Source organism: Patiriisocius sp. 208BN25-11, assembly GCF_058147145.1.
Genome location: NZ_JBYVJY010000009.1, coordinates 23,762 through 40,481 on the forward strand (window position 1 = coordinate 23,762; position 16,720 = coordinate 40,481).

At 37.3% G+C, this 16,720-nt stretch carries 17 protein-coding genes; 6 read left to right on the plus strand and 11 right to left on the minus strand.

Annotated features, from left to right (window positions below; translation table 11 throughout):
- Positions 1-53 precede the first annotated feature (53 nt).
- From ACY2RS_RS11005 to ACY2RS_RS11015, 3 genes are read right to left on the minus strand one after another with little or no spacing between them, the layout of a single operon-like run.
- Positions 54-809 carry an acyl-CoA desaturase gene (locus ACY2RS_RS11005; RefSeq protein WP_490098708.1) on the minus strand — a complete coding sequence of 252 codons (756 nt, stop codon included), beginning with the start codon at positions 807-809 and terminating at the stop codon, positions 54-56.
- A gap of 57 nt (positions 810-866) precedes the next feature.
- On the minus strand, positions 867-1,439 hold the full coding sequence (locus ACY2RS_RS11010) for a Crp/Fnr family transcriptional regulator (RefSeq protein WP_490098709.1): 573 nt from the start codon (positions 1,437-1,439) through the stop codon (positions 867-869).
- A 12-nt stretch (positions 1,440-1,451) separates the two neighbouring features.
- The gene (locus ACY2RS_RS11015; RefSeq protein WP_490098801.1) at positions 1,452-2,291 is read right to left on the minus strand and encodes a 1,4-dihydroxy-2-naphthoyl-CoA synthase; all 840 of its coding nucleotides are present in this window, start codon (positions 2,289-2,291) and stop codon (positions 1,452-1,454) included.
- Between the two features lie 143 nt (positions 2,292-2,434).
- Here ACY2RS_RS11015 and ACY2RS_RS11020 point away from each other — a divergent pair, with 143 nt between their 5' ends.
- Entirely contained in the window at positions 2,435-3,556 is a 1,122-nt protein-coding gene (locus ACY2RS_RS11020) for a C1 family peptidase (RefSeq protein WP_490098710.1), read from the plus strand.
- Positions 3,557-3,615: 59 nt separating this feature from the next.
- Complete coding sequence (locus ACY2RS_RS11025; RefSeq protein ID WP_490098711.1) at positions 3,616-4,122, plus strand: hypothetical protein; 507 nt, start codon at positions 3,616-3,618, stop codon at positions 4,120-4,122.
- A gap of 4 nt (positions 4,123-4,126) precedes the next feature.
- Here ACY2RS_RS11025 and ACY2RS_RS11030 read toward each other — a convergent pair whose 3' ends face one another.
- A complete protein-coding gene (locus tag ACY2RS_RS11030; RefSeq protein ID WP_490098712.1) occupies positions 4,127-4,969 on the minus strand; it encodes a CvfB family protein in 843 nt (280 codons plus the stop codon).
- A gap of 84 nt (positions 4,970-5,053) precedes the next feature.
- Here ACY2RS_RS11030 and ACY2RS_RS11035 point away from each other — a divergent pair, with 84 nt between their 5' ends.
- Positions 5,054-5,464, plus strand: coding sequence for a hypothetical protein (locus tag ACY2RS_RS11035; protein WP_490098713.1), 411 nt, complete (start codon positions 5,054-5,056; stop codon positions 5,462-5,464).
- A gap of 1 nt (position 5,465) precedes the next feature.
- Here the strand turns inward: ACY2RS_RS11035 and menD are convergent, their stop codons facing one another.
- Genes menD through ACY2RS_RS11050 form a run of 3 tightly spaced genes read right to left on the minus strand, consistent with a single transcriptional unit; the run spans position 5,466 to position 8,658 of the window.
- Positions 5,466-7,133 (minus strand): 2-succinyl-5-enolpyruvyl-6-hydroxy-3-cyclohexene-1-carboxylic-acid synthase, encoded by a 1,668-nt coding sequence (gene menD, locus ACY2RS_RS11040; RefSeq protein ID WP_490098714.1) that lies wholly within the window; start codon positions 7,131-7,133, stop codon positions 5,466-5,468.
- 28 nt (positions 7,134-7,161) lie between these two features.
- On the minus strand, positions 7,162-8,235 hold the full coding sequence (locus tag ACY2RS_RS11045; protein ID WP_490098715.1) for an isochorismate synthase: 1,074 nt from the start codon (positions 8,233-8,235) through the stop codon (positions 7,162-7,164).
- A gap of 3 nt (positions 8,236-8,238) precedes the next feature.
- A complete protein-coding gene (locus ACY2RS_RS11050) occupies positions 8,239-8,658 on the minus strand; it encodes a PaaI family thioesterase (RefSeq protein WP_490098716.1) in 420 nt (139 codons plus the stop codon).
- Between the two features lie 47 nt (positions 8,659-8,705).
- Here ACY2RS_RS11050 and ACY2RS_RS11055 point away from each other — a divergent pair, with 47 nt between their 5' ends.
- Both ACY2RS_RS11055 and ACY2RS_RS11060 read left to right on the plus strand, forming a co-directional pair.
- Complete coding sequence (locus ACY2RS_RS11055; RefSeq protein ID WP_490098717.1) at positions 8,706-9,341, plus strand: alpha/beta hydrolase; 636 nt, start codon at positions 8,706-8,708, stop codon at positions 9,339-9,341.
- A 95-nt stretch (positions 9,342-9,436) separates the two neighbouring features.
- Complete coding sequence (locus ACY2RS_RS11060; protein ID WP_490098718.1) at positions 9,437-10,144, plus strand: leucine-rich repeat domain-containing protein; 708 nt, start codon at positions 9,437-9,439, stop codon at positions 10,142-10,144.
- Positions 10,145-10,224: 80 nt separating this feature from the next.
- On the opposite strand, the gene ACY2RS_RS11065 is transcribed toward ACY2RS_RS11060, so the two are convergent.
- From ACY2RS_RS11065 to ACY2RS_RS11080, 4 genes are all read right to left on the minus strand, one after another.
- Complete coding sequence (locus ACY2RS_RS11065) at positions 10,225-10,851, minus strand: M35 family metallo-endopeptidase (protein WP_490098719.1); 627 nt, start codon at positions 10,849-10,851, stop codon at positions 10,225-10,227.
- A gap of 477 nt (positions 10,852-11,328) precedes the next feature.
- Positions 11,329-13,233: a molecular chaperone DnaK gene (dnaK, locus tag ACY2RS_RS11070; RefSeq protein ID WP_490098720.1), complete on the minus strand. Its 1,905-nt coding sequence runs from the start codon at positions 13,231-13,233 to the stop codon at positions 11,329-11,331.
- Between the two features lie 304 nt (positions 13,234-13,537).
- Positions 13,538-14,809, minus strand: coding sequence for a Y-family DNA polymerase (locus ACY2RS_RS11075; RefSeq protein ID WP_490098721.1), 1,272 nt, complete (start codon positions 14,807-14,809; stop codon positions 13,538-13,540).
- A complete protein-coding gene (locus tag ACY2RS_RS11080) occupies positions 14,806-15,174 on the minus strand; it encodes a S24 family peptidase (protein WP_490098722.1) in 369 nt (122 codons plus the stop codon). Before ACY2RS_RS11080 ends, ACY2RS_RS11075 begins: the two co-directional genes overlap by 4 nt.
- Positions 15,175-15,288: 114 nt before the next feature.
- Here ACY2RS_RS11080 and ACY2RS_RS11085 point away from each other — a divergent pair, with 114 nt between their 5' ends.
- Positions 15,289-16,713 carry an L-serine ammonia-lyase gene (locus ACY2RS_RS11085; RefSeq protein ID WP_490098723.1) on the plus strand — a complete coding sequence of 475 codons (1,425 nt, stop codon included), beginning with the start codon at positions 15,289-15,291 and terminating at the stop codon, positions 16,711-16,713.
- Positions 16,714-16,720: the final 7 nt, after the last annotated feature.

A 16,720-nucleotide genomic window follows, 5' to 3' on the forward strand; every position in this document is an offset into this window, starting at 1 on the left:
CATGCTCTGTTTTCCTAACGCAGTATCGAGTGCCCAAATTTCCGAAGTAAAAATTATACTTCTCTTTTCACAAGCAAGGAATTTGGCTTTAGGTGTATCACACCTATAAAATGCAAACATTGCATGATCTTATAAGTAACATCTAATTCATGCCACCGTACTCCTCCAAAATTAGCTCTAGTGCTATGTTTGTGGTGATTGTTATGGTAGCCCTCGCCCATCATTAAAAAATCAAACTTAAAAAGGTTCTTTGAAGTATCTTTAGATTTAAAATTTACATAGCCGTAAATATGTCCATACCAGTTAATAATGACACCGTGAATAGGAGCCATGAACAAAGCTACTGGAAATAAGAACCATTGCCACCATGAAGTAGTAAAGGCTACAAAAAAAGAAAAATAAGCTACACCCCAAGAGATGCGAGAAAACCAAGAGCTTGCAAAATCATCAAATGATTTCCATTGTGGGACGTTTTTGGTGAACTTGGGTTCCACAGGAATCTTTTGTTTGTTAATATCATTGTAAATGTTCTTGGTACGCCACATCATAGAAAAAACACTGGGGTCATATTTTGGAGAATGTGGATCCTTCTCGGTGTCTGCATAGGCATGATGCATTCTATGCATCACTCCATAGCCATAAGCGCTTAGATAATTTGATCCCTGAAAAAACCATGTCAAAATAAATGTAATACGTTCTGTTACTTTAGGCATCGTATAGGTTTGATGGGCTGCGTATCTATGTAAAAAAAAGGTTTGAAAAAAGAGTCCGCCGTACCAAAGCACGATGATAAAAATAAGAATTGTCATAGCGTGTAATAAGCCACAAAATTAACTCTACTAGCCTTTGCAGACAATGAACCTAAATCAAGTAATGCGTTTTCTAATTCTACTTAATGCTTGTGGAGTTACGCCGATATAGGAACTTACATATTTAAGCGGAATGATTTTAAGTAACTCGGGGCGTTCTTTAAAAAGGCGGATATATCGTTGCTCTGCGGTATCATTTAATAGCGATTGTTCTCGCTTAGATTTCAATAACAACAGGCGTTCTGCGGTAAGTCTTCCTATTAAATTTCCAAACTGAGTGTTTTTATATACATCCTGAAGATCTGAATACGAAATGCTAAACAATATAGTGTCGGAAAGGGTTTCTAACTCATACAAAGAAGGTGTTCGTGTTAAGAAAGAATCGTACGCGCTTATAAATTGATTCTGAAAACTAAAACCAAAAGTCACTTCTTTTTCTTTGTCTTCTTTGGGCAGATACTGACGCACAACACCACTAGCAATAAAAGAAATAAAATTTTCGACCACACCATTTTTTAAGAAGATTGTACGTTTTTTTATATTCCGTTCTACCAATCTCGATGAAAAATAATGCCAATCTGAGTCAGATATTTCAGAAATAGCTTCAATATGTTTTCTAATAAACTCCATATTCAGCTATGGTTATGGTAACCATTTCTTATCAAAATTTGGAGCTCGCTTCTCTAGAAAAGCATCTCTTCCTTCTTTGGCTTCCTCTGTCATATAAGCCAATCGGGTTGCTTCTCCAGCGAACACTTGTTGTCCTACCATGCCATCGTCTGTTAAATTCATTGCGAATTTTAGCATTTTTATAGACGTAGGTGATTTTCCTAAAACTTCTTGTGCCCAATCAAAAGCGGTTTGTTCTAGTTCATCGTGTGGTATTACGGCATTTACCATTCCCATTTCATAGGCTTCTTGCGCCGAATAGTTTCTACCCAAGAAAAAGATTTCACGGGCTTTTTTTTGTCCGACCATTTTGGCTAAATATGCACTTCCGTAACCGCCATCAAAACTGGTCACATCGGCATCGGTTTGTTTAAAGATGGCATGCTCCTTACTTGCAAGTGTTATATCGCAGACCACATGTAAGCTATGACCACCTCCAACAGCCCAACCTGGCACGACACAGATGACAGCTTTTGGCATAAAACGAATCATACGTTGCGCATCTAATATATTTAAGCGATGGTATCCATCCTCTCCAACATAGCCTTGGTGTCCTCTCGCCTTTTGATCGCCCCCGCTACAAAAACTCCAAATACCATCTTTACTTGATGGTCCTTCTGCCGATAACAAGACCACTCCAATACTCGTGTCTTCTTGCGCATCGTGCAGCGCATCTAACAATTCTGAAGTTGTTTTAGGCCTAAAGGCATTGCGTACATCGGGTCTATTGAAAGCAATTCTTGCAACATTATGCGATTTCTTATAGGTAATATCTGTGTATTCTTTTACGGTTTTCCAATCGGGTGTCATTATCGTGTTAGATTTAGTAGTGGAAGATGAAATCCCTTGCATTTCTTCATTAGAAACACAATTAGTATGCGGGCATTTCAATCATGATTTGTATTTTAGCCAAAGATAACAATTCATGGTATCACTAATATCATTCAATTCAAATTATGAGAACCTTACTTACATTTTTTACCCTTTGCTTTCTATTTAATTTTACAAGCGCTCAAGAGGCGTATACATTTAGTACAGAAATTGATTTAGAAACCACCCCAGTAATTAGCCAAGGACGCACTGGTACTTGCTGGAGTTTTTCTAGTACTTCTTTCTTAGAATCTGAAGTTATTCGTCTTACCGGTAAACAAGTTGACTTAAGTGAAATGTATAATGTTAGAAATACCTACCCTAAAAAGTTAGAGAACTTTGTGATGCGTCAAGGAAAATCACAATTTAGTGAAGGAGGTTTGGCACATGATGTGATGAATTCTGTTGCAAACTATGGGTTGGTTCCTAATAGTGTGTATAGTGGTTTGTTTGCTTCGGAAACATCCCACAACCACGCCGAGTTAGTTGCCGTATTAAAAGCAATGGGAGAAACATATATTTCAAACCCTGCAAAAAAATTAAGTAAAAAATGGAAACCAGCTACCGAAGCTGTACTAGATATATACCTTGGTGAGAACGTTAGCAATTTTACATACGAAGGAAAGAGTTACACCCCAGAAAGTTTCAGAAAAACATTAAAAATTGAACCTCAAGACTATGTAACAATCACTTCATTTACCCATGCTCCTTTTTATAGTTCTTTTGTTTTAAACATCCCTGATAACTGGAGCTATGGTAGTTTTTATAATGTCCCACTAGATGAAATGATGCAAGCTGTTGATTACGCCTTAGAAAAAGGATTTACGGTAGCATTAGATTGTGATGTAAGCGAGCGTACTTTTTCATCAAAAAATGGTGTAGCCGTTATTCCAGCAAACTCGGTCAACAATAAAGAGGCCCTTACGGCCATCTATCCAGAGCGTGCAATTAATCAAGAATACCGACAAGATGAGTTTGAGAATTTCACGACCACAGATGATCACTTGATGCATATCACTGGTAGATTAAAAGATCAAAACGGAAACACTTACTACAAAGTAAAAAACAGCTGGGGAAGTGATGCTTCACGAAATGCCAATGGTGGTTATGTCTATTTTAGTGAAGCCTACATGCGCTTAAAAACCATTAGCATTACCTTACACAAAGATGGAGTTCCAAGAGCTACCGCAAAAAAGCTTTCTCTTTAATGCTGGGGGGCGTTTTGTAAAAACCCTATTTTGGCTTAAATTTTGATATCTTTGTCTCGATGAAAATTCTATTATACATATGCATCTGTATTCCCTTAGTATCGTTGGGTCAAAACGATTTTGAAACGCGCTATTTTACCATAGATGCAGCTTCATTACCAGACATCCCAAGCATACCATCTATTCTAGATACAATGCCAGAAGCTCCTAAGGGTTCTTTTACACTTGGGGAAGCACCTAGTTATCGAGATACCAGAAATGCAAATACTATTAATACAGATAATTACTGGCAACCCGTAGACATTGCTTCTGCGATGGCGAGTAATACCATTCCTGTAAATAATAGTCAATTTAGCACCTCTAGGCTTCAGGAAAAACAATTTGGTTTTTCAATTTCTGGAAACGGTGGGACTACAAATTTCGAATTTAGTGATGGTGAGACAAGAGTAAGAAATGATGTGTATCAAGAACAACGTTCTCCATTCTTATTGGACCCCTCTAGACCCTACTACAGCAGAAACCCATACTGGGTTCGAAGAAATACGATTACAATTGGGGATAATTAAAATACTAGACCATTTCGTCGATTAGCTCAATACCATCTGGTTTGATGGTAATTTGTTTGTCTTTGTAGAGTGTTCCTATCGCTTTCTTGAAACTCTTTTTACTCATCCCAAGTTCATTTTTAATAATCTCTGGATCACTTTTATCATGTAATGCAATAAATCCGCCTGCAGCTTTTAGTTCATCTAAAATAAAATTTGCATTTGGTTCTATACTTCTATAACCAGGAGCTTGTAATACCACATCTATTTTATTGTCTTCACGAACACGCTTAATAAAGGCACTCATGGTGTCTCCCGTTCGAATATCTTCAAAGATATCATCTCTAAATATGAGTCCTTTGTGTTGGCCATTGATAATGACATTGGCACCTAAATCGGTAATATGTGTGACCATGATGGCCACTTCATCAAACTTTTGAAGTGTTACTGCATCGTTACTTAAATACTTGTTGGTTTTACTAGACCCCACTAATCTATTAGTTTGGGCATCTAGATACAAATACACTATATACCAATTGCCAACTTTCATGGGTCTTGCTTGTTCTTTAAAAGGAACAAACAATTGTTTCTGAAGTCCCCAATCCATAAAGGCACCAAACTCATTTACATCACTACAATGCAGGTATCCAAATTCATTAAGATGTACATGAGGTGTTAATGTGGTTGCCACTGGACGCTCATCATAATCTAGATACACAAATACTTCGAGCATGTCTCCAATACTAAACGTTTCAGGTTTATATCGATGAGGAAGTAATACTACATTCTCTTCTGTATCACCTAGATATAGCCCAGGGTCTGTCTCTCTTAAAATTTCTAATGTATTATATTCTCCAATTCGTATCATAGCACAAAGGTACACTATTCATACAGCAAAAAAATACTGAATCAAAGCAAAAAAATTAAGAAGAAATTGCTAGATTGTTGGTTTATGAAACTCCCTAAACATCATCAACTAGATCCAGCTCTAGAACTCACTCATATTGTTGAGAGAGAGGTGGCTACTGTATATTTCTACAAAAACATTGTGGTGGTAGAGGCTAACGAAGGTGTTAATGTTTCTTACAAAACTGCTTTTTCTTTGCTTCTTAAAGGACTTTCAATTTTAAAAAACAAGCCGTGGGTATATATTTCAAATAGAAAAAACGCATATTCGGTAACACCCACAGATTATAAATACTTAAAAAGAGTATCAACACTTAAGGCCATGGCTATCGTTTCTGAAACGCAAACAGGAAAAGTAAATGCAAAAATAGAGGCCACTTTTTTTGATCGGCCTTTTAAGATTTTTGATTCTATCAATGAAGCTGTACAATGGGCTTCGGAAATTTTAGAAAACTAGCTTACTTTATGTAATCAAAATACGCTAAGAGAATCTGGTCATTAAGATCTGAAGGAGTAAAAATTTCTAATAATTGTGGTTGGCTCGAGTTTCCGAAGAAAGCATCCAAATGTTTACTAACCATTTCTTTAGAACTTGCTGTATGATATGCAAATCCATGCATATCGCATAATTGTTTGGCTGTAAGAGTATGTTCTGTTTCAAAAAAAGTATTGAAATTTTCGACCTCTTTAGCTCCTGGCAGAATTCTGAAAATCCCTCCCCCACTATTATTAACGACAACTATTTTAAAATTAGGCGGTATGTAATTATTCCAAAGTGCATTGCTATCGTAAAAGAAACTTAAATCACCTGTGATGAATACCGTTGGTTTTTTTGAAGCATAGGCAGCGCCAATAGCTGTCGTGGTACTTCCATCGATACCACTTGTCCCCCTATTACAAAAAATATCATGAGTGGTATTCATTTCAAATAATTGTGCATAGCGTATCGTGGTACTATTACTCAACTGTAGTTGAATTTGATTTGGTAAAGCATCAAAAAGCTGGGCAAAAACCCAAAAATCTGAATAAGGAATTTCATTGCAATAACTCGCATGCTTTTGTATTCTATGCTTCTTTATAGCTAGCCAATGGTTTCGATACTTACTATCAACCTGTTGGACTTGGGGTAAAAAAGTGTTGAAAAACTCCTGTGGTATATATTGTATATGCTTTGTTAAGCAGAAGAAAGTATCATAGGCTTTTTTACTATCCACATGGTAATGCACCTTGGGTGGATACGTTCTTAAAAAGGCTTTTATTTTTTTAGAAACTACCATGCCACCAAACGTTATCAATACTTCTGGTTGTAGTGCTTCCAGCTCTTTTTCTTCTAATGGAGCTATAAGCTGATCAATTGCTGGAAAAAATAAAGGATGTTGTAGGTTTGATGTCGTTTCCGTAAGTACTACTAAACTTCCGTCATTTGCCAATTGTGTTATGGTAGTATCGTCTAGCGTATTCGGATCTAAAACACCTGTAAGTAGCATCTTTTTGGTAGCCGTATTCCAATGCGCTAACATTTCAGAAATACTAGATATGCTTATGCTTTCTTTTTTTATAGTAACAGGAGTACTTCTTGGAACTACTGTTGGAGTATCAATAATAGTATACAAAGGCTCAGAAAAAGGAAGGTTAATGTGCACTGGGCCTTGCTTTTGTATGGCTATAGTAAGGGCTTTGTTTATCTCAAATTCATTATGCTCTTGATGGGATTTTCCTTCATTACAATTTCCACTGTAGAGGATATGATTTGCATACACATTTTCTTGCTTGATGGTTTGTCCGTCACCAATTTCAACCAAATGTTCTGGTCTATCTGCAGACAATACCACCAATGGAATATCGCTGTAATAGGCTTCTGCTATGGCTGGATAATAATTTAACAGTGCAGATCCCGAAGTGCACACCAAAGCAACCGGTTTTTTTAATTGTTGCGCCATACCGAGCGCAAAAAAAGCGGCGCAGCGTTCGTCAACGATAGAAAAATTTGTGAAAGCAGGATTCCCTGTAAATCCAATTGTTAAGGATGCATTGCGAGATCCAGGAGAAATTACAATATGATCAACACCTTTGTCTAAACAGAGTTGTGTAACCGTTTGGGATAGGATTTTGCTTGAAAATTGCATCTATACAAAGATAGCGATACCGTTGTAATTATGATAGCATTGGCGCAAGTACTCTAAGCATTGTTGCTGTTTTATGTTGAGTTTCTAACCATTCAGCTTCAGGCACAGAATCTAAGGTAATCCCTCCTCCAACATAAATTGTTGCCTTTGTGGGAGTTATCTTCATACAACGCAAGTTTACAAACAACTGGGCCGCATCTTTTTCTTGATGAATGGGTCCCAAAAAACCTGTGTAGTATTCTCGATCGTACCCCTCTAGGTCATTGATGATTTTAAACGCTTCTTTTCTTGGTGCTCCACAAACTGCCGGAGTTGGATGTAATACAGATGCAATTTTTGGTAAGGTAGTACGTCCGTTTTTAAGAACTCCTTGAATATTCGTTTTTATGTGATACAGGGATCCTGCTCGATGTGTTTTTGGTTTTGATGTTTTGATAACAGCGGTAATGCGTTGCAAATTATTTGTGATAGCTTCGGTTACCAATTGTTGTTCAAAATACTCTTTAGCGCCCCAAATTGGTGGGACATCACCATTTACCTTTTGCGTTCCTGCCAAAGCCATAGTAGAAAATGAAGCTCCGTCACTTAAGAATAATACTTCTGGAGTAGCTCCACACCAAAGTCCGGTTTTAGGATGATACCAAACATATCTAAATGCAGAAAGATCTAAAGCAATGATTCTAGATATGAGTGTATTAAAATCAAAATTTTGTATGGCTACTTCTTTTTTTCTAGTCGCAACAACTTTGGTGACTTTTCTAGTTTGTATTTTATTTAAAATTTCAGAAACATATCCTTCATGCGCTTCTTTTTCAGAATCATCATCTGGATATAAAGGTGTTGAAATATTTGTAATTGTTGGAAACATTCCTTGTAAAGAAATCTTTTCTGAAACTGCCTCGGGTATGCATAATGAAACATTATTATACTTAAAAGGTGCAAATAAAAAAGAGGGGGTATCAAACTCAGATGTGGTATGCAACGTATCATCTGGCTGTAACAAAACGTTTAGTGTGTTCTCATCGGGTAATGCATACAAGACGAAAGGGAGTTCTTGTTGCCAGTGGGAATGGATTTTGTTAATTAGGCCTGTAAGTTTCATGGGCTATACTCGAAGTGTTAAGGTGGTTAGTTTAACAAGAGAAATTAACTCTTTGGCTTCATTTTCAATACGGATATGCCAGAGTTGGGTAGTTCTTCCTTTGTGCAAAATCTTTGCATGGGCATATACAAAACCTTCGCGAATACTTTTTACATGGTTTGCGGCTATTTCTATACCGCGTATATTGACATTCTTTTCATTCAAGAAAATAAAAGCTCCGGCACTTCCTACACTTTCTGCTAGGGCAACAGAAGCGCCTCCATGCAATACTCCATCGGGTTGATGCACGCGAGGATTTACAGGCATTTTTGCCGTGACAGTATCCTCTGTAACATCAATAAATTCGATAGCTAAGGTTTCCATCAACGTGTTCTTACACATTGCTGCACATTTTGATAAAATTTCTTCCTTAGAAAGTTCCATATGGTTCGTTTACATTTGTAAAGTTACAAAACAGCTAGTAAAAAAAAATGGAAAAACAAGTTTCTTATAAAACAACCAACACATATGTTACACAAAATCAATACACTTCTAAGACAAGAAATGTATGGTTGGTCTTTCATGGCTTAGGCTTTTTAAGCAGGTATTTCTTGCGCCATTTTGAAACTTTAGATGCCCAGGAAAATTATATTATTTGTCCGCAAGCCCCTTCTAAATTTTATCTCGGTAACAAATACAAACATGTAGGTGCTTGCTGGCTTACCAAAGAAAATACAGTATTAGAAACTCGCAATGTATTAGCGTATATCGATGAAGTTTTTACTGCTGAAAACATAGGGCCAAAAACCAACCTTATCGTTCTAGGGTATTCACAAGGGGTTTCTATAGCTACACGCTGGTTAGCCTCCAGAAAAATACAGTGTCAAAAATTAATACTACACAGTGGCGGTATTCCAGTAGAACTAACATCAGAAGATTTTGAATATTTAGCTCCAGATACGCAAGTAACATACTTGTACGGCGATAAAGACGAATATATCACAGAAGCCAAAAAAACAGCCGAAACACTAAAAAGCAGTACCCTTTTTGGAAAAAGACTTACTACCCAAGTATTTGAAGGAATTCATGAAGTACATGTGCCTTCCCTTCTAAAATTCTCAAAATAGCATTCATTATTTTATGCACTTTATCGAATAATTTTGTAGAACAGCTTTAAAATATGTTCTTTTACATAAGAATGTAAGAAATAAACTACTAAATTATGAAGAAATTACTCTTAATTTTAGCACTTATTATAAGCACTGGAGTTGTATTTGCAGATGTTTCTCAGGCAGAGAAGGATGCCCTTACAGATTTATACGTTACCACTAACGGAGAGCAGTGGATTAATACATGGGATTTAAATACTCCTGTAAACACTTGGCATGGTGTCACTGTGAAAAACAACAGTGTTGTTGCTATTCGTCTTCTTTTTAATAACCTAGATGGATTATTACCAGATTCTTTAGAGGATTTAAAAAATCTTGAAAAATTAGAATTATCTTTTAATAAGTTGAGTGGTAAAATTCCAGCAACCATAGGATCATTAAAAAACCTAAAGGTTTTTGCTATTAATGGTAATAACCTAACAGGAACAATTCCTGCAACCATTGGAAGTTTACAAAACATAAAAGAAATACATTTAAGTAGTAATAAACTGGAAGGAACGATTCCTACAAGTATTGGTAATCTTGGTACATTAGAGATTTTAAACCTATTTGACAATAACTTAGGAGGTACAATCCCTTATAAATTAGCAGATAGTAAAAACTTAAAAAAACTTGTTATTGCAGAAAATTACATTACCACTAGTGAAGCATTTGCTGGGGTACTTTTATTTGAAGGTGAAAATGAAACCTTCAAAAATCCAGATGTACTCATTCCTGCAAAAACTGTAATCGCAACAGAAACAAACGACGACGACAATTAATATCGTTTAATTTTGATATTTAAAGGCTTCTAGTTATAATCTAGAAGCCTTTTTAATTTTGAGTAATGTGTTTTTAAAAACTATGCCCTCCAAAGATCTAAACAATATTGTTCATAATTTTCTGCACTCCTTCTTGCCTTTCCAGGATCATACTTAGCTAAATCTTCTGCTCTTTCTGCGCCATATGTTTTTTTATCTCCCAAGCGTTGATCTTTAAACCAAGTATGCATTAATTCATGTATTAAGACAGCTGCAATAGCATCTCTACCCTCACCTGGTTCATTATCTTTTGCGATAAGGTTTGGAAAAACCTTAAACCTTCTAGGTTCGAAAAATGTACCATTATTTTGAGCATTATGCGTTCGTTCCTTTTGTGGTCTTAACCTTATAGAAATGCCCTTATTCATTCTATCACAAATAGAATCCATACGCCTTTCAACATCTCTAACATGGTTTTTTCGTGATACTTCGCCAAACCATTTCTTAAGTTTTCTATTACTATTAAATGTATCCTCCCATTCTTTGTTATCAAGTCGAATAATTGCACTTAATTCTCTATATGCTTTACCCATCATTCGTTCAGCTAGGTTAAGAGCATCTATTAGTAAGTCTTCAGTTTCTCCAATCGTTAAATCTAGTGCTTCTAAATCTTCGGCCAAATCTCTTCTTTTCTTTTTTAATTTAGGTGATTTTACTTTGTGTGACATAATTTGTTTTTTAAAAGGTTAATTTGACCTAATATAAGTACACACAAAGCGCTGTGAGTCAAAAACTTAGTTAACAAACGATTTATTTAGTAAACAAAAAAATCCCACAACTGAAACGGTTGTGGGATTTTTAATACTTATCGAGTGACTCGATGAAGATCCCGAAGCGTCAGGACGGGATAAGCGATTCACTCAGTATCGCTTGCAGCTATGTTGCTTGCAAAAAAAGAACTCCAGAACTTAAACAGTCATGGAGTTCTAAAATTAAAATTGTGATAGGTGTGGATCCCGAAGCAAGTTCGGGATGAATAAAACTACGATCCTTGCTGCGCATTTGCTTGCAAAAAAAGAACTCCACAACTGAAACAGTTATGGAGTTATAAATTCAATATCGATAAATCGATGAAGATCCCGAAACAAGTTCGGGATGAATAAAACTACGATCCTTGCTGCGCATTTGCTTGCAAGTATCTTGTTTTATTTCACTTCCTCAAAATCTACGTCTTCTACGTCTGCACTTTCGTCACTAGCTCCTGCATCACCTGCTGGCTCTCCAGTTGGAGCTCCTTGCTGTGCTTCTGCTTGTGCTTTGTACATTTCTTCACTAGCAACTTTCCAAGCTTCGTTAATTTTGTCTAACGCTGGCTGAATGGTTCCTAGATCTTTTGTTTCGTATGCTTTCTTTAATTCTTCTAGAGCCGCTTCGATAGGTGCCTTTTTATCATCAGATAATTTGTCACCAAATTCAGTTAGTTGCTTTTCTGTTTGAAAAATCATAGCATCTGCTTCGTTGATTTTATCTGCTGCTTCTTTAGCTGCTTTATCTGCATCTGCATTGGCTTCTGCCTCTTGCTTCATTTTCTCGATTTCCTCATCAGTTAATCCAGAAGAAGCTTCGATACGGATATCTTGTTTCTTCCCTGTGGCTTTATCTTCGGCACTTACCTTGATAATACCATTGGCATCGATATCGAAGGTTACTTCAATTTGAGGAACTCCTCTTTGTGCTGGTGGAATATCACTTAAGTGGAAACGACCAATTGTCTTGTTATCGTTTGCCATTGGGCGCTCTCCTTGCAAAACATGAATCTCTACAGAAGGTTGATTATCTGCCGCTGTTGAGAATACCTGACTCTTCTTTGTTGGAATGGTCGTATTTGCCTCAATTAGCTTTGTCATTACACTTCCCATAGTTTCAATACCAAGAGATAATGGTGTTACGTCTAATAACAATACATCTTTTACATCTCCAGTTAAAACACCACCTTGAATGGCAGCACCTACAGCTACAACCTCATCTGGATTTACTCCTTTTGAAGGTGCTTTTCCGAAGAACTTCTCTACAGCTTCTTGTACTGCAGGGATACGTGTAGAACCTCCTACTAAAATTACCTCATCAATATCGCTATTGCTTAATCCAGCAGCTTTCATTGCTGTTTGGCAAGGCTCAATGGTTCTTTTTACTAGGTCGTCGATTAATTGCTCGAACTTAGCACGAGACAATGTTTTTACCAAGTGTTTTGGTCCGCTAGCAGTAGCCGTAACATACGGTAAGTTTATTTCTGTTTGCGCAGAAGAAGACAATTCAATCTTCGCTTTCTCTGCCGCTTCTTTTAAACGTTGTAATGCCATTGGGTCTTTTCTAAGATCCATAGACTCTGCAGCTTCAAACTCGTCTGCTAACCAGTTAATGATTTTTTGATCTACATCATCACCACCTAAGTGTGTATCACCATCTGTTGCTAATACTTCAAATACACCATCTCCTAATTCAAGGATAGATACATCATGCGTACCACCACCAAAATCGAATACTACAATTTTCTGGTCTGTACTTTTCTTGTCAAGTCCGTATGCCAATGCAGCCGCTGTAGGCTCATTAATAATACGTTCTACTTTTAATCCTGCGATCTCACCCGCTTCTTTCGTAGCTTGACGCTGACTATCATTAAAGTAAGCAGGTACTGTAATTACAGCACGAGTTACATCTTGACCTAAGTAATCTTCGGCCGTTTTTTTCATTTTCTGCAATACCATTGCGCTTAATTCTTGAGGTGTGTACAAACGACCATCAATATCTACACGCGGTGTGTCATTATCTCCTTTTTTTACGGTGTATGCAGCACGTTCTGCCTCTTTAGAAGACTCACTGTACTTGTTCCCCATAAAACGTTTTATAGAAGATATGGTTTTCGTAGGGTTTGTTACTGCCTGTCTTTTGGCAGGATCTCCTACTTTAATTTCTCCACCTTCTACAAATGCAATCACAGAGGGTGTTGTTCTTTTTCCTTCGGCATTTGGGATTACCGTTGGCTCGCTACCTTCCATTACGGCTACGCACGAGTTGGTTGTCCCTAAGTCGATTCCAATTATTTTACTCATAGTGTTATAAATATGTATTTTAAAAATTCAGTTTACAATGTCTTAGGAAATTTTAAATCACCTAAGACACTTTCTTTTAGTCAATGATTGTGCCATCTAAAACAGACTGACATGCTGGCAGAAACAATACGCTAGCTATTACTATATATAGGTTTTTAAAGATCTTCAAGCCTATAAAATTTCAGAAAGTAAAAACCTAATATCTATATGATACTATTAAAAATTGAAATTTGAGAGAACTCAAAAGAGCTCATCACACCAAAGCAACTGAAATTTTAGAAGCATTAGACTAAAGGTTCACTATTTACATTTTAGTTGTTAATGTGAGTAACTCATCCCACTGTGTTGTGTAACGTTTGCTGCGTTCTTTCTTTATCAACTCCCACTCTTCTACGCGAGTGCCTATCATGGCAGATGTTACCGTAGCTTTTCCAAATTTGTTATTTAACAAGTCTACGGTTTTCATAAGCCTTTTATTATGTAAGGTATTCGATAAAAATAAATTTCCTTGTACGTATTCTTGTGGGATAATCCCAGTAAGGTTTACTCCTACTTTCTTATACCTATATCCGGGTTTATAAATGGTTTTTAATGCTTTTCTCGCCTCTGTTATCAAGGCAAAAGTATTGTTGGTAGGGATTGTTAGGGTCACCGTCTTACTATTACGGTATTGCTTATCTACATCACTAAAATAATTGGTCATCAAAAAAACATGCACATAGGTCGCACATGATTTTTGAGCTCGTAGCACCTCAGCCACCTCACTAATGTAGTAGGCACAGGCTTCCTCTATACGTTCGAGGTCTTCCAATTTCTTTCCAAACGATTTGGCCGTACCAATCGCTTTTTTGGTTTTAGGCATGGTTCTAAACTCAATGCAAGATTCCCCATGCAGCTCTTTCCATAACCGCTCTCCTACTACGGTCATTTCTTTTCGTACCCAGGATATGGGCAATTGGGTAAACTCATAGGCCGTAAATACACCAATGTTCTTAAGACGCTCTTGGTGCTTTCTACCCAATCCCCATACATCCTTGGTTTGTGCCCATTTTAAAGCCTTCATACGCTTTTCTTCTGTATCAATGACACATACATGCTCAAATGCGGGTACTTTTTTAGACATTTTATTCGCTAATTTGGCGAGTACTTTGGTGGGTGCAATACCAACGCCTACGGGCAATCCAGTTTCTTTTACAATGGTGTCCTTAATAACAACGCCATAGTCTTCTAATGACGTATGAGTAAATCCATGCACATCGATAAATGCTTCATCGATACTATACACTTCTACATGAGGTGAAAATCGCCCAAGAATATTCATGACACGTTGTGACATTTCTCCATACAAAGTGTAATTAGAAGAAAAAAAAACAACCTTGTTTTGGACAAGCTGATCCTTAATCTTAAATACAGGCTCAAACATGGGGATATGTGCCATTACTTTTGCTTCTTTATTTGCAGCAATCACACATCCATCGTTGTTACTTAATACAACTACCGGTTTCCCCCATAAATCTGGGCGAAACACCTGCTCACAAGAAGCATAAAAACTATTACAATCAATCATAGCTATCATGACACACGATGTATGATGTAGGTGATTGTTCCCCAAACCACAAAAGAATCTGTAGCCCGCTGTCTAGGAATATGCAGTACTTTAAAAGCTCCCTCTTCTACCACAAGTGCTAAGTCACCAATACCAGGAGTACGTGCTCTATCAATGAGCAACACATCACTATCTCTTATAGCGTACTGCGCCCATGCGTCGCCAGACACGCGTACATAAAAAGTAGCATCTGGATGGGTAATAAGCTCTTTGTTTAAATCTATTGAAGGCTCTAAATAATGCGTAGCAGGACTAGGAAATCCAGTTTGTTTAGAAACTTCTGCTTCATGCCGTGCCTCTTGCTTTTGTATTTTTCCTGTTTCTAAATATTCCACAACACAAAATTATGGAATAATTCCAATAAAAAGGATTAATTCCTAGTTAAGATATTAACAAAAAAGAAGGCACATAACAATAAATTATGTAGGTTTGAACTACAAAAAATTGATATGGAAAGTATTAGTGTTTTTGACATGCTTAAAATTGGGGTTGGCCCCTCAAGTTCGCATACCTTAGGACCATGGCGTGCAGCAGGACGCTGGATTACTAGTTTAAAGCAAAGCGGAAATTTTAAAAACGTGACCCATGTTGCTGTTGACCTATACGGATCATTGTCCTTAACTGGAAAAGGGCATGCCACCGACATTGCTTCCATATTGGGCTTATGCGGTTTCGACCCTGTAACATTTCCGATAGAAAACATTCAACCCACCATAGATGCCATTCTAGAAACAAAAACGCTCCCATTAAACAATGAACTTGACATTGTATTTAACAAAGAAGAGCACATCACATTTCATCGTAAATTCCTACCCTTCCACCCTAACGGAATTACCTTTACCGCTACACTTGCTAATGGCACGAATATTTCAGAAACCTACTACTCTATTGGTGGAGGATTTGTAGTGCAAGAAGAACGCAAAAGAGCACAAAAGAAAAAGGAAAATTTTTCACAATTTCCGTTTCCAACTCAAGAAGGGGTAGATATCATCGCCCATTGCAAAGCTCAAAACAAAACAATTAGTGAGATTGTATATCAAAACGAATTATCACTCCGCAACGCCAAAGAAATAGACGAAGGCATAAGAGCCATTTGGGATGTGATGCTAGATTCTATGTATGTGGGCTGCCATACGGTGGGTACCTTGCCGGGCGGACTCAATGTACGTCGTAGAGCCTTTAGTACACACAAAGATTTAATAGGCGAAAAACCCTATAAAGATGCTTACCAATGGATTGAAACCATTCGTGGGACCGAGGTGAAATTTCGACAAATTTTAAAATGGGTAAGCTGTTTCGCTTTGGCAGTAAATGAAGTGAATGCATCACTAGGACGCGTAGTTACAGCACCTACTAATGGAAGTGCTGGGGTTATTCCTGCCGTACTTATGTACTATATTGTGATAGAAAATCATGATGCCGATTTTGAAGACATCAAAAAGTTCTTACTCGTTGCAAGTGAAATAGGAAGTCTCTTTAAAAAAGGAGCAACGATTAGCGCAGCTATGGGTGGCTGTCAAGCAGAAATTGGCGTTTCTTCGGCTATGGCTGCAGGCGCCCTCACTGAACTTATGGGCGGTTCTCCAGAACAGTGTTTAATTGCCGCTGAGATTGCAATGGAACATCACTTAGGACTTACTTGCGATCCTATTGGTGGCCTTGTACAAATACCTTGTATAGAGCGTAATGCCATGGGAGCGATAAAAGGAATCAATGCTTGTGAAATGGCACTCGATGCAGATCCATCTCAAACCAAAGTACCTATAGACAAGGTAATTGCTACCATGTGGGAAACTGCCCAAGATATGGCAAATAAATACAAAGAAACAAGCGAAGGTGGTCTAGCAGTACATGTAAACATGAGCGATTGTTAATAGAGTA